The following is a 14,000-nucleotide window of genomic DNA, read 5'->3' as shown; positions in this document are numbered from 1 at the left end:
AAGCCATCCAACCGGAGTCCGTATTATTCCTCGTCGTCCCGTTCGGCCGGTGCGGGGTCGAGGAGGTCCGCGCTGCCGGGCACCATCGCGTAGTCGCACAGTGCGAGGAACGCCGCGTCGCCCGGCAGGGCGCTGACGCCCAGCGTGAACTCGGCGTCCAGTTGCGACAGCAGGTAGTTCACCGCGAGTTCCGGGCGCAGGTCGCGCGGCAGCAGCCGCAGCGCGTCCGGGGTGCGTTCCAGCCGCAGGGTGTCCCGTAGCGGTCCTTCGGCCAGCCAGTCGCGCAGTTCCCGCTCGGCCTGATCGAGCGGGCGGGGCAGGCCGTACGGGTGGCGTAGTTCCACGCGCAGCAGCCGCCCGTGCCGCTCGGTGCGGGTCAGGTCCAGGTCCAGCTGCGCCAGGGCGTTGACGTGCCCGGCGGCCTGCGCGGCCAGTTCCAGCGCGCCCTGCGCGGCGTCCAGCGTCTCGACGGTCAGGCGGCGCCACGCGGGGTCCTCCGCGCCGTCCGGGTCGAGCAGCACCGCGCCGTGCAGCAGCACCTGCCAGGACGTGAACGCGGCGGGCACGTTCAGCAGCGCCTCCTCATCCAGCGCCGTCACGGGAATCAGCTCAGCGGCGCGCAGCAGGCTCGACAGGCCCGACGCGACGCGGTCCAGCTCGTCGGACCCGGCGTGCAGCAGGGTCCCCTCGGGATTCAGGAAGGCGGCAATCATGCCCGCACTGTATGTCACCCCCCTCCGGCGGACCCCCCAGGCGGATGAATGTCCGGTGCAGGATTTTTCCAGATTTTGCGCCGGGTACTGTGCACACTGGACGTCATGAGCGGCGTGCGGATTCTCATGGTCACCCACGACGACCAGGAAGCGGAACTGATCGAGGTCGCCCTGGCTCAGGCGGCGCGCCCCTGGCAGCTGGCCCGCTGCACGGACAGCCGGGCCCTGCTGCCCGGCCTGCTGAGCCGCCACACCCTGCCGCCGCACCTGGTGCTGCTGGAGCAGAACATGCCGTTCCTGGACGGTTACGATGTGCTGGGGCAGCTGCGGGCGCAATCAGCGCTCGTGGACCTGCCGGTCGTGCTGCTCAGCAATTCCAGTCATGAGTCCGATCTGGCCCGGGCGTTCAGCCTGGGCGCTGACGAGTACCTCGTGAAGGAGCAGAGCTTCCCGGCGCTGATGGGTCAGCTGACGGCGTGCCTGCTGCGCTGGGAGGCCCGTCTGGGCGATTCGGAACGCGGAGCGGGCAGCGTGGCCTGACCTGGCCTGCTGCGGCCGCAGTCGCACGGCAGCTCAACCCTGTGCAGCGCGCCCTTGAACCCAGGTGTGGTGTCCCGGGATTCCTCAGGGGCGCCGGTAACCATCAGCAGGCCCCCAGATCATCCGATCCGGGGGCCTGCTGGCGGGGCGGGTCAGTCGTCGGCGCCGACGACCATCTCGCGCGAGGGGGTCTGGTCGCCCCCGGCGGCGTTGGTGTGCGTCTCGGTGAGGATGCCGCTGAGTTCCGGGTGCCCCTCGGCCTTCTTCTGCTTGATGCCGTCCCGGACGTTCCCGGCCAGTTCGCTGGACACCTGTTCGAGGTGGCCGATGAAGCGGTCGGCGATGAAGGCAGGCACGTCGGCCAGGGCGCCCGCGAAGTTCATGGCGAGGCGGCCGCGTTCGCCTTCGCTCATGACGCGGTACAGGTCGCGTGGCTGGCCGTACAGGTCGGCGTCGTCCTCGGGCCAGCCGTAGCGGTCGGCGAGGCCGCCCAGCGGCAGGGCGGGCTCCTGCGGGGTGCCGTCCGCCACGGCGGGACCACCGTAGGAGTTCGGTTCGTACACGGGCGTGCCGCCAAAGTTGCCGTCGAAGCGCGTCTGGCCGTCGCGGTGGTAGGTCATGACCGGGCAGGCGGCCTTGTTGACGGGCAGCGCGGCGTAGTTGATGCCGATGCGGTAGCGGTGCGCGTCGGCGTAGCTCATGAGGCGCGCCTGGAGCATCTTGTCGGGGCTGGCCCCGAAGCCACGCGGGAGGTTGCTGGGCTCGAACGCAGCCTGCTCGATCTCGGCGAAGTAGTTCTGGGGGTTCTCGTTCAGCTCAAATTCCCCGACCTGCATCAGCGGGTAGTCCGCGTGCGGCCAGACCTTGGTGAGGTCGAAGGGGTTGATGTGATACGTCTCGGCGTCCTTCTCGGGCATCACCTGGATGCTGACGGTCCACTTGGGGTGCTCGCCGCGTTCGATGGCGTCGAACAGATCCTGGAAGTGGTAGTCGGGGTTCTTCGAGGCGACCTGCGCGGCGACGTCCTCGGTGAGGTTCTGCACGCCCTGCTGGCTGTGGAAGTGCCACTTCACGTAGAAGCGCTCGCCCTTGTCGTTCCACAGGCTGTAGGTGTGGCTGGAGTAGCCGTTCATGAACCGGAAGGAGCGGGGCAGGCCGCGGTCGCCGAACAGGTACATGACCTGATGCAGGCTCTCGGGGCGCAGACCCCAGAAGTCGAACTGCATGGCGTTGCTGCGCCGCCCGGTGACGGGGTGCCGTTTCTGGCTGTGGATGAAGTCCTGGAACTTGATGGGGTCACGCACGAAGAAGATGGGGGTGTTGTTGCCCACGAGGTCCCAGTTGCCGTCCTCGGTGTAGAACTTCAGCGCGAAGCCGCGCGGGTCGCGGACGGTGTCGGCGAAGCCCTTCTCCCCGGCGACGGTGCTGAAGCGGGCCAGCATGCGGCACTCGGTGCCTTCCTTCTGGAAGATCTTGGCGACCGTGAGTTCCGGGATGGCGCGCGTGACGCGGAAGGTGCCGAAGGCGCCGCTGCCCTTGGCGTGCACGACACGTTCGGGGACGCGTTCGCGGTTGAAGTGCGCCATGCGTTCGAGCAGGTGCCAGTCCTGCAGCAGCACGGGGCCGCGCTGTCCGGCGGTGAGGCTGTTGGTGTTGCTGGGGACCAGATTCCCGGAGTGGTTGGTCAGGGGCGCGCCGGGGGCCTGGGGCATGGTGGTCTGCATGTCGGGGGATTCGGTGGGGGCGTAGGACGCGGGGTTCTTCTCGGGCATGGCGCACTCCTGGAGGAGAGAGGTGGCGGGGAGGCTCGGACCCCCCAAACTTAATAGGAATGCTTCTCAATAAAGTGAGGGGGACGTCAGACTTCCATGAAGCCCACCCTCACGCCATTCTCACGGACGGCGGCCGATCACGTACGACCGCCCACCCTGCACGCCCACCGTCACGCGCGCCGCACCGTCCTCCACACGCACCTCGCACGACTGCGCCTGCGCGGGCAACGGCCCCGGCACGGCGTCCACGCACGCCTGCGTGAACCCCACGTTCGGCGACGGCTTCCCCGCCAGCACAGCGTCCGCCACGCGCGCCGCGTAGTCCCGCACGCCCCGCCCCTGCCACGCCAGCGTCGCCACCACCCCGCCCACCAGCGCGAAGAACACCACCAGCACCGCCACGAACGTCCGCAGACTGCGCGCCCTCATCTCCGGCGTCACCTCGCGCAGTTCCCCGGCGGCCCGCAACCCCGGCCCCCCCGGCTGGGCAGACGGCTGGGCAGCTGGTTTGGCGGACGGTCTGACGGGCGGGCGGGGACGCGGACTCACCCCCTCACCCTAGCGCCGCGGGCAGGCAGGGTACACTGACCCCCATGAGCAAGGTCATCATCATCGGAGCGGGCGGCGTCGCCAACGTCGTCGCCAAGAAATGCGCCCAGAACGACAGCGTCTTCACCGAAGTGCTGATCGCCACCCGCACCGTCGCCAAGGCCGACAAGATCGTCGCCGAGATCAAAGAGCACATGCCCGACAGCAAGGCCGTGTTCACCACCGCCACCGTCGACGCGGACAACGTGCCCGAACTGGTCAAGTTGATCAACGACTTCGGACCCAAGATGGTCATCAACGTCGCCCTGCCCTACCAGGACCTGACCATCATGGACGCCTGCCTGGAAACCGGCGTGCACTACCTCGACACCGCCAACTACGAACCCAAGGACGTCGCCAAGTTCGAGTACTCCTGGCAGTGGGCGTACCAGGACCGCTTCAAGGAGAAGGGCCTGATGGCGCTGCTCGGCTGCGGCTTCGACCCCGGCGCCACCCAGGCGTTCACCGCGCACCACGCCAAGCACCACTTCCAGGAAATCCACTACCTGGACATCGTGGACTGCAACAACGGCAACCACGGCAAGGCCTTCGCCACGAACTTCAACCCGGAAATCAACATCCGCGAGATCACCGCCAACGGCCGCTACTGGGAAAACGGCCAGTGGGTCGAAACCCAGCCCCTGGAAATCAGCCAGGACATCTACTACCCCAAAGTCGCCACCCGCAAGAGCTTCGTGCTGTACCACGAGGAACTCGAGTCCCTCGTCAAGCACTTCCCGACCATCAAGCGCGCCCGCTTCTGGATGACCTTCGGTGAGGCGTACATCAAGCACCTGAACGTCCTCGAGGGCATCGGCATGACCAGCATCGAACCCATCGACTTCCGCGGCATGAAAGTCGCCCCGATCGAGTTCCTGAAAGCCGTGCTCCCCGCCCCCGAAAGCCTCGCCGCCGGGTACAGTGGCCAGACCTGCATCGGCGTGCAGGCCAAAGGCATCGGCAAGGACGGCCAGCCCAAGGTGCACTTCGTTTACAACGTCAAGGACCACGCCGACTGCTACCGCGAGGTGCAGGCGCAGGGCGTCAGCTACACCACCGGCGTGCCCGCCATGATCGGCGCGATGCTGATGCTCCAGGGCGAGTGGATGCAGCCCGGCGTGTGGAACGTCGAGCAGCTCGACCCCGATCCCTTCTTCGACGCGATGAACCAGTGGGGCCTGCCCATCAGCGAACTGGCCGACATCGAACTCGTCAAGGACTGAACCGAACCGTCAGGACCGTGCGCCGCCCAGCCACAGGGCGGCGCACCTCTATTTCTCTTGGTTCGGCACGCCGCCTGCAGGGGGTATTGACCGCAGCCAGGACGTGCGGATGACCCTCAGGGCCGCTGAATTGAGCTCCTCACATCGGTTTCCCGTGCCGTCGAATGGAACGATATTGGCCCCTCGACTCAACTGGACACCACGGTCAGTTCTGGGTGACGCGCTGCCCGAAGTACAGGCCACCCGCGTACTTCTTCACCCAGTTCCACGACAGGTAGATGTATCCTCCGTCGGCCCAGCAGGAACTCCAGGAGTTCTTCATGATGAAACCTCGTTTAGGGCTCGCGCTATGACCTGTTCAATGGCTCCCAGAAAGCAAAAAATGGAGACGGTATGGCTAGATACCGTCTCCATCACAGTTTAGGCCGACGAGCCGTCATCCGTCAGCTTCACCGCTGGGCCAAACGGTATTTCAGTGATCTCAAGCGGTGTTCGCACCAGAAATTGAGTGACGCCCTGCTGGTCGCCCTGTTGCTCAGCCGACTGGTCTTCAAACATCCATTCCCGTCCATCTGGTGGAACATCCTGAGGGAAGATCGACACGATCTTCCCTCCTACACGCAGGCGTATACCCGGGGACAGCGATTGCTTGAACGACTTGAAGCGGTCGCCACCCCGTTACAGTCCTGCACGGAAGTGATCGTTGATTCCATGCCTCTGCCCGTCTGCCGACCCAAACGGGGGAAGCGGTGTTCGTTTCCCGGTGCTCGTTGGGGTTACGGCACGCAGGGAGACGTCTACGGATACAAGTTGCACGCGTGGGTAACCGCTTCAGGTGCCATCGTGCAGTATCTGATCCGACCAGCCAATTTGCACGATACGACCGTAAGCTACGAGCTCAACCGGCGGTGGCCCGACTTCGGCGGGCCACGCATCATCGGTGATAAGGGGTACTGCTGCCTGGGCTACGTGTTCCCACCGAAGAGTAATACCCGGTATGACACGGGGTGGCGGCCAGGCCGCCACCCTCGATTGCGAAAACGCATTGAAACGGTGTTCTCTGGTTTGGTCGAGGCTCAGATTCGCTCCGTGCAGACGAAAACGCTGCGGTCGCTCCGTCTCCGTGTCGTCCTGGCCATACTCGCTCACAACCTTGCCCAACCCTAAACGGCGTATGAAGTAGCCGCCGCCCGGACCGTCGGGCGCGCCGGGCATCACCTGACGCAGGCGCGCGTTGTCGATGTACCCGACCAGCAGGGCGATGTGGTTCCACCAGTTCACGTCCTGCTCGGCGTTCTTCTCCTGCTTGACGCTGCCGTTCGGCTGCTCGACCGGGTGGGACACCACGTCGTACGGCAGGTCGCCCACGAAGCCGCGCGAGTCGGCCTGGAGGTAGCGGGCGTCGTGCAGCAGCATCACGGGCGTGCCGAAACCCAGCGCGAACACCGCCCAGCCCATCCCGCCGTCCTTCTGGGTCCAGTTCCAGGAGTCCCGCAGGGCGTCGGTGTTCAGGCCGTAGTTCGTGCGGGAGGACGGGATCTGCGCTCCGCAGACCGTCTTGCCGTCGGTGATCAGGCAGCCGGTCTCGGCCTGCGAGACGCTGTCCTCGCACTGGTCCTGGTGTGGGTAGCCCTGGCAGGACTTCTGGTACGTGAACTTCCCGGACTTGCTGGGCGTCTCGGTGGCGACGCGACTGCCGCTCTGGTTGTACTCCCAGACGTTCTCGTACGCGAACCGGTAGCTGTTCGCTGCGTTCCACTGCATGATCCGGTAGGGGTCGGCGCCGTCCCCGTCGGTGGGGGTCCCGTAGCGGAGTTTCGAGTACGCGACGTAGTCCTGTTCGCTCAGGTCGACGCGCCGGTCGTACAGGGTGCGGATCAGGGTTTCGGCCGCGCCGACCGTGGCGAACGCCCAGCACGTGCCGCGCGCTCCCTGGTTCTTCACCGCCGGCAGGTTCTTCTTCATGGGGAAGTCGTAGCGGGCCACCAGGCCGCTTGCGGCGGGCGCGCACCCGGCCGGTGAGGCGTCCAGGCCGCTGCCACTGCCGGCCGGGTTGAGGGCCGTGAGGGGCCGCGTGAACAGCCGTGACAGTTCCGTGTTCACGCGCACGGCCACGTCCTGCCGCTGCGCAGCGGGTGCCTGGGCCAGACGCTGCACCTGCGCCGGGTCGACCTTGAATGTCCGGGCCATCTGCGTGGCGGCCGTCTGCCCGTTCGCTTCGGGGTTCTGATCGAGGGCTGCCGCGGCGAGGTTCGCGCCGACGTCTGCGCTCATGAGCTTCACGGTGATCGGACCACTTCTCGTCTGGACGTTCAGCACCGGCTCGTCGAGTCCCCGTGTCGCCGCCGCTTTCAGGACCGCCTGAACGCGAGGTTGACTGGCCAGCGGCTGCAATCTCGCGAGGCTGGCATTGAACGTCTGAATGCGGGCCTGGCGGTTGGCCTCGATGCTCTGACTGGTCAGCCACAGGGTGTTACCGTTCAGGAAGCGGGTGCTGGCGGCGGCGTCCAGCGTGCGGAAGATGGGGGCCGCGCCGAAGTTCGGGACGGTCTGCAACTTCAGTTTCAGGGCGTCCGGCAGCAGCAGGCGTGGCATGAGGCCGGACTGGGTGGTCTGCGCGCTGGCCGCGCAGACCAGACTGAGCCCCAGGGAGAGGTGGAGGAAGAAACGGTGCCGTGCGGTGCCCTTGGTCATACGTGCCCCCTGTGCAGTGAATGTCTGCTCTGACGGTACGGGAGACGCCGTTACATCAGCGTTGCGCGGGTCACTTCACCTTCACGTTGAAGCAGAGGGTCGCCGTGTCGTTCGGAGCCAAGCTGGCCACCGTTCCGCTGACCTGGGTGGCGCCGGACGTCACGGTGCCCGGTGCGGTGGGGACGACGGTCAGGCTGGCGCTGCCGGTCTCGAAGGTGGTGTTGGCCGGGAACTCGTCGGTGATGGTGTAGGTGTTCAGGGTGACCGAGCCGGCGTTGCGGGCCTCAATGCAGTAGCGCAGGCGGTCCCCGGGCAGCGCGGTGGTGCTGGTGCCCGCGGCGGTGCTCTGCGTCAGGTTCTGCACGGACTTGGTCATGACCGGGAAGATCACGTTCGTGCTGGCTGAACCACTCCTGGTGCCCACCTGATTGGCGGCGCTCAGCGTGACGACGTTCTGCACGGCGCTCAGACCTGGGCTGGGGGCACTGCCCAGGGTGGAGGGGGTGGCGGTGACGGTGTACGTGCGGGTCTCCCCGACGTTCAGGTCGCCGGCCGTCCAGCGGATGTCGGTGCCGGTCGTGGCCGAGCCCGCCACCGGCTGGGTGAGGGTCGCGCCGGCCGTGGTGGTGAGGGGCACGGCCGTTCCGCTGCTGTCCTGCACGGTGATGTTCTGCAGGCCGGCTGGCAGCGTGTCGGTAATCTGCACGGTGCGCGCGACCGCGTCGGTGTTGGCGACGGTCACCGTATACGTCAGGGTGCCCGGCTTCGGCTGGAACGACCCGCTGGTCTGCCGGTCGTACTTCAGGTAGGTGGCGGACACGGCCTTGGTGATCGTCAGGGTCGGGAGCCGGTTCGTGAACGTGCAGCTCAGCGTACTTCCCGGGGTGGGTTGCACCGTCCCGGTGGAGGCGGCAAGGTTGGTGGGCAGGGTCCCGTTGGAACTTCCGGCGCTGCCCGTGCAGGTCAGGCTGGGCGTGTAGTGGGTCGCGGAGGCGCTGTTGCCGCTCGCGACGGTGTCCGTCAGGGTGACGGTGTTGGGACTGGCCGCCGTGTAGGGCGTGACCAGGAACGTCGTGCTGGCCGTGGTTCCCGTTCCACTGGTGGTGGCCGAGGCCGGACCGACGATGCTGCCGGTGGCGCTACTGGCACTCACGGTGAACTGGTCGGCGGCGTTCACCCGCGCGGGCAGGCTCTTGGCGAGCGTCACCTGCGCGGATTTGGTGTTCGTGAAGGTGCAGGTGGCGGCCGCGTTCGTGGTGCTGAGCGAAGCCGTGACGGTCCGGGGCGCGACCTTCGTGATCGGTACGGTGCCCTTCACGTTGGCGCAGCTGATGTCTGCCCCGTTCTCCCAGCCTGCGGTGCCCGCCTCGGTGAGGCTGAGGGTCTGGACGGTGCTGCTCACGGACATATAGACCCGGACCGACTGGTCGTCCTTGAGCGTCACGGTCGTGGAGGTGGATCCGGACGCGCTGGGCGCGACGGGCGTGATGCTGGAATAGCTGCCGTCCGCGGCCTTGTACGAGTACCCCAGGTACGTCCCGTTCGGCGCTGTGGCCGTGAACGTGAACGTCTGCGGATCTCCGTCGGGAAGGGTCTGTTTGGTCAGCTCGACGTAACCGCCCGCCTGGATGGGCATCTGCACCGTGCCGACCCGCACGCTGACCGACGCCACACCGGACTGACATTTGGAGGGGGCGCCGGCCTCCACGTTGTCGGGCGTGCAGCCACCCACCTTGCTGTAATCCCCCTCGTTCTGGCCCCAGGCGATCAGGTAGGGCACCCCCACACTCTGGCCCGTACCACCGTCGCAGAACACGGGCACGTTCCGCATGGTCAGCAGTTGCACGGCCGAACTCGTCTTCTTCAGGTCGCCACACGTATCGGCCAGCGCATTGAAGATCAGAGGCTGACCGCTGGGTGGCGGCGTGGGAAGCACACCCGTGGTACAGAGCGTGGATGGATTGGCCAGATTCGGCGCGTAGTAATTCCCGGGATCATTCCCACCTTTGCCGACGAAAATCCCGAAGTCGTACCGGTCCGTGTTTGAAGAGGTCAGCGAGAGGGTCAGGTCGACCATCATGGTCGAGCCAGCCACGCAGAACGGTGGAGTGCCGTCGGCCGTGTTCAGATCAGCACTCACCGTGAATTCCTTCGCCGTGCAGTTCAGCACGCCACCGTACCGGAAGCCGGCACACGACTGGTCGTAACGGGTCACCACGTTCACCGGACCGTACTGCGTCTGCGCCGCCGCACCCGGCGCCCACAGCCAGAGGAGCAGCAGGGCCACCCCCCAGATCAGGCGGGCGAGCCCTTGAATAGGCGCTGTGCGGCAGAAGATCATCGTGTACTCACCTTTCCGATCATTCTCTTACACCACCCTTACCCCAGGGGGTTGTTCGACTGCTTCCCCCCCAGTCGGGTGGTGCCGACAGGCCGCGCGTGCCCCTGTGCCAATGTCGTGCGATCACGCGGGCTACGCTGACGGGCATGAAGCGTTTTCTAGGCCTGTGCACCGCACTTCTGCTGGGAATGGCCGGGGCGCAGGTGGGCCGCACCACCAGTTCCGTCCTCGCGGATCCAGCCTTCGCCGGGGCAAGCATCGGCACCTCCGGCACCCTCACCCTGAACGACGGCACCCGCCTGGTCCTGCGCACACGCGCCGGCTACGCGCTCGAAGCCACCATCCTCATTCCCTACGTCACGCCCAGCGCCGTTCCCACCCCCGCACAGCTGGCCCGGCAACAGGCTGCCAAAACCCGCGCGGGTGAACTGGCCGGCGCCTACACCGGTTATGGTCAGGCCCTCGCCGACGCCGTCACCGGCTACCTGAACCGCGCCGACATCGCGGCCAAACTCACGGACGGCGTTCAGGCCTTCGCGGAACCGTACCAGATGAGCATCCGCGCCAAGGGCGGCGTCCTGACCGTGGAAGTCCAGTACACGAAACTGAACGTGGGACTGACCATCCCGACCGCCAACGCCCTGCCCGCCAGAAGCCCAGGCAAAGTGCCGTTCATCCTGCGGATCTACAGTGACTTCCAGTGCCCGTACTGCCAGCAGTTCGAACGGCAGACCTGGCCCACACTGCTGGCCAACCTGCCAGCGGACGTCCGCGTGGAATTCCACCACCTGCCCCTCGAACAGATTCACCCGCAGGCGCGAGCCGCAGCCGAAGCAGCCGAATGCGCCGCGCAGCAGAACAAATTCTGGGAGTATAAGGATCAGCTGTTCGCCAACTCCAGCTGGATTCAGGCCAATCCCAACCCGGCCCTGATCGCCGCCGCACTCAGCACTGGCCTGAACGGCGACACGTTCCGCACCTGCCTGGCCGAAGGCCTCGGCAAGGCCAACGTCGACGCCAACATCCGGGAAGCGGCAGCCCTGCAACTGAACAGCACGCCGTCCATCTTCGTGAACACCTACCGCGTTCCCAACCCGTACGACGCTGCCGCCATCCTCAAACTGGTGGACTTCGTCCGCGCCACCGAAGGCACCACGAAACCCTGACCCAAGCCCTTCACGAGCGGGCGCATGACCACACGCACGACAGCCTAGAGGTCCTGAAGCGCCCGCAACCCCTCCCGGAAGGGCCGCTCGCCCTCCACCACTGCGCGCCAGACCTCCACGACTTCCGCCAGTTGTGGATCACGGTGCGACCCAGGCAGCATCCCAAAGTCCCGCCACGCCCGGCGCGCCGCCTCCAGATGCGCGTCACCACCCCGCGAGAGCGCCACGATCATGGGGAGCAGCGGGAGGACAGGTCCCCACACCGTCGCTTCCCCCACCTGTCTGATCAACTTGGCTACCTGATATGCTGCGTTCCCTGAAAGGGCGGTATTCAGGACTGGAACACGCAGGTGCCACCTGATCAGATGAGCGATCAGCTGTGGGGGAACGCTGTTACCCTGCCAGGTCGCTTTGTCCGACACCCTGAGCAACAGATCGAGGGCAGGGGTGAATTCCCGCAGAGGGTTGGGCATCAACGCGGCGTAGGCTGCCGCCATCGGATGCCAACGCATCACAAGGGCGACCAGACCATCCGCATCCGCGAATGGAATTGTTCTGACGTCCTGGAAGATCTCCCTGAATTTGCGTTCTACTTCGGCTAGAGACGATGGTCCCTGACTCAGGGGAAGCATCAGGCACTCCAGTTCCAGCGCGCACAGCGTCACTCGATTGTACAGATCCTGCCGCCCTACGGTCGGCAATGCGGAAAGCTCGGACAGAGCAACGCCATATTCCCCCAACAGCAGACGACACCGGGCACGCACCCAGGCAACGTACAGTCGGTCACCCTCACCCACATCTCGGGTCAGCGCTTCCTCTGACAGTTTCAGAACTTCCCTCAACGACTCATTGGACGCCTGCAGGCTCTTGCCGTAGGGCGGCGCGGCAGAGGCCCGTCCCATAAGTAGCATCGCGTCAACTGTCCAGCCATAGCGGCGGTGGGTTGTGGTCAGGTTCGCCCGGTTGAAATCCGCGCGTCCATACATTGAGTCGATCATCTGCTCCATGTTCAGCAGTTCGTTCGTGCCAGTTTCCTGACGGTAGCGACTGAGTACCGCCTGCGCCCGGCTGATATTACCGAGATTGAAAAGAGCCACCGAGAGCCGTTGAGTAAGCATAGGTGCGTTTTTCTGCTCTGTTGGACGGGAGAGCAATACTGCGCTTTCACCCCAGCGTGACAGCATGGCGAATGAGTCTGAGTATAGAACTCGAAAACTCACTTCAATAGCAGCATTTTCGAAAGCCAGGGCCGATTGGTAGACGCGCTTAGACGATTCTAAAATCATCTCAGGGTTTTCAAGTATCTGGTAAGATCCCAAAGTCATCTGCTGAACCTTAAGGTCAGCCTCGCGTTTCATGGGATGATCAGAGAAAACCTGTAATTTCTGGGATATATCCTCATAAATCTCGAATGTACCGTGAACAAAGGATGATGTGATTGTGTTGTTACTATAATTTATGTGCACATCCGAGAACACGCGCCAGGCTCGAATGAGAGTCCTGAGTAAATCATCACCACGTTGCGATGCGGACTCCAGAAGTGCAAAGATTCGCTCTGAGTCTACTGGCTGAACGGTCAGCAGTATCACCGCCGCTCTAAAATCAGCTAATGGGTCGTTTAATTCAGCAAGCAGATCGGCGATTTCATTTGATCCAATATTCTCCTCCTCACACTGGGCCAACCAGCTGCCATATTGTCCAAAATCATCAAGATTCTCGGGAGTGTGCATACTAGCCCATACCTCAGTTATTAATTTTGACAGAATCGCATTTCTTATCTCACTCGATGAGTGTTGATAATATATTTATAATTATCCAGATTGTAGTTGCGGTACCCTTAGATTTTCGTACCACTTCCACCAAGCCATGGTTCCGGGTCAGAGCACACCCCCACTGGATTGGAATGGCATGGGTCAACTGCGGGAGCGGGCCAACCGCTGAGACCGTAAACCTGACCCGCCGATAGAATGAGCAGCATCACAATAGTTGTCAGAACCTTCAGCACCACATGAGTATTTCACATGAGCTTAGTCCTGAAAAACTCATTTTATCTGAGTCGAATAGACTAACCAATTATGCTGCGGATGATTTACCGCAGAAAGGAAAATTCTGTCATGCATGGCCGCCATAGGATGCCACGCATGACGTCCCAGTCACCTCTCCTATCAGATTCAGAACTCCCCGGCTGCCCTGAACAGACCCTCCGGACTCTCATCGCCCACCCCGGTTTGACTTCAGCCCACCTGTCTCAGCTTCACCCGCACCTTGATTCTCTCGTGTTCTCAGCCATGACGTCGGGAGAACTCATGCCTGTCCTCAAGCTACTGCGTCATGTCAAAGCTCAGCTCGTGGCATAAGCGTTCAGTACCGGACATCTTCGATTCTGATCGCCTGAGACGCAGTTCGCGGAGTCCTGCTCTGGGTCACATCCGAAGCAGCAAAAGAGCGGCATCACCGGTCTGTGACGATCCACGATGCCGCTCCAGAACAGCCTACCCTTCTGCCCGATCTGTTGAAAGCCCGACTGCCCTTCCTCCGCCGAGACACGCTTCAGCGTGTCTCAGACGTTGTTGAAGCGCTGATTCAGGCTCAATCCACATGCCACAGATGCTTGGGGGCTTTCCTGCCCAGCGACGTGTCGCCAGAAGCCAGAAAAATGCGACTACAACGGTGCTTTCAGGATCAACAGTTGACGGGCGAGGTGTTTCTCGACGTCCTCCTTCCTCTCCTCCCCCCAGGCAAGTTGGTTTTCGCCATGGACCGTACGAACTGGGAGCATGGCACCCAACCCTTGAACCTTCTGGTGCTGGGTGTCGTCCTGCAGGGATTCACGCTTCCTCTCGTCTGGGAAGCCATTCCCCACAGTGGCAACAGCAACACATCCACACGCGAGCGACTGGTCGCTCGCCTGCTGAAGCACCTTCCAGCGGCGCGCTGGAAGGTGCTGGTCGCAGACCGGGAAT

General features: G+C 64.1%; 9 protein-coding genes and 2 pseudogenes. 5 read left to right on the top strand and 6 right to left on the bottom strand.

Going from position 1 to position 14,000, the window contains the following annotated elements:
- Window positions 1-23: 23 nt before the first annotated feature.
- Window positions 24-713, bottom strand: a complete 690-nt coding sequence (locus IEY69_RS19220) for an HAD family hydrolase (RefSeq protein ID WP_189074754.1) — start codon at window positions 711-713, stop codon at window positions 24-26.
- 105 nt (window positions 714-818) lie between these two features.
- Between IEY69_RS19220 and IEY69_RS19215 the strand changes: the two genes are divergently transcribed.
- The gene (locus IEY69_RS19215; protein WP_189074753.1) at window positions 819-1,253 is read left to right on the top strand and encodes a response regulator; all 435 of its coding nucleotides are present in this window, start codon (window positions 819-821) and stop codon (window positions 1,251-1,253) included.
- 152 nt (window positions 1,254-1,405) lie between these two features.
- Here IEY69_RS19215 and IEY69_RS19210 read toward each other — a convergent pair whose 3' ends face one another.
- The gene (locus IEY69_RS19210) at window positions 1,406-3,025 is read right to left on the bottom strand and encodes a catalase (RefSeq protein WP_229784133.1); all 1,620 of its coding nucleotides are present in this window, start codon (window positions 3,023-3,025) and stop codon (window positions 1,406-1,408) included.
- A gap of 120 nt (window positions 3,026-3,145) precedes the next feature.
- On the bottom strand, window positions 3,146-3,574 hold the full coding sequence (locus tag IEY69_RS19205; protein ID WP_189074752.1) for a hypothetical protein: 429 nt from the start codon (window positions 3,572-3,574) through the stop codon (window positions 3,146-3,148).
- 44 nt (window positions 3,575-3,618) lie between these two features.
- Between IEY69_RS19205 and IEY69_RS19200 the strand changes: the two genes are divergently transcribed.
- Window positions 3,619-4,836 (top strand): saccharopine dehydrogenase family protein, encoded by a 1,218-nt coding sequence (locus tag IEY69_RS19200; RefSeq protein ID WP_189074751.1) that lies wholly within the window; start codon window positions 3,619-3,621, stop codon window positions 4,834-4,836.
- Between the two features lie 393 nt (window positions 4,837-5,229).
- A complete protein-coding gene (locus IEY69_RS19195) occupies window positions 5,230-6,003 on the top strand; it encodes an IS982 family transposase (protein WP_189074776.1) in 774 nt (257 codons plus the stop codon).
- Between the two features lie 474 nt (window positions 6,004-6,477).
- Here IEY69_RS19195 and IEY69_RS21845 read toward each other — a convergent pair.
- Together IEY69_RS21845 and IEY69_RS19190 are read right to left on the bottom strand one after the other, a co-directional pair.
- Window positions 6,478-6,801: pseudogene (locus tag IEY69_RS21845) on the bottom strand (C1 family peptidase); the annotation flags it as partial.
- A 799-nt stretch (window positions 6,802-7,600) separates the two neighbouring features.
- On the bottom strand, window positions 7,601-9,817 hold the full coding sequence (locus IEY69_RS19190; protein WP_189074750.1) for a DUF11 domain-containing protein: 2,217 nt from the start codon (window positions 9,815-9,817) through the stop codon (window positions 7,601-7,603).
- A 200-nt stretch (window positions 9,818-10,017) separates the two neighbouring features.
- On the opposite strand from IEY69_RS19190, the gene IEY69_RS19185 reads away from it, so the two are divergent.
- The gene (locus tag IEY69_RS19185; protein WP_189074749.1) at window positions 10,018-11,037 is read left to right on the top strand and encodes a DsbA family protein; all 1,020 of its coding nucleotides are present in this window, start codon (window positions 10,018-10,020) and stop codon (window positions 11,035-11,037) included.
- A gap of 44 nt (window positions 11,038-11,081) precedes the next feature.
- On the opposite strand, the gene IEY69_RS19180 is transcribed toward IEY69_RS19185, so the two are convergent.
- On the bottom strand, window positions 11,082-12,767 hold the full coding sequence (locus IEY69_RS19180) for a hypothetical protein (RefSeq protein WP_189074748.1): 1,686 nt from the start codon (window positions 12,765-12,767) through the stop codon (window positions 11,082-11,084).
- A gap of 731 nt (window positions 12,768-13,498) precedes the next feature.
- On the opposite strand from IEY69_RS19180, the pseudogene IEY69_RS19175 reads away from it, so the two are divergent.
- Window positions 13,499-14,000: pseudogene (locus tag IEY69_RS19175) on the top strand (IS4 family transposase); the annotation flags it as partial.

It is taken from the genome of Deinococcus sedimenti (genome assembly GCF_014648135.1).
Classification (GTDB): domain Bacteria; phylum Deinococcota; class Deinococci; order Deinococcales; family Deinococcaceae; genus Deinococcus; species Deinococcus sedimenti.
This window is presented reverse-complemented; position numbering and strand designations above follow the sequence as displayed.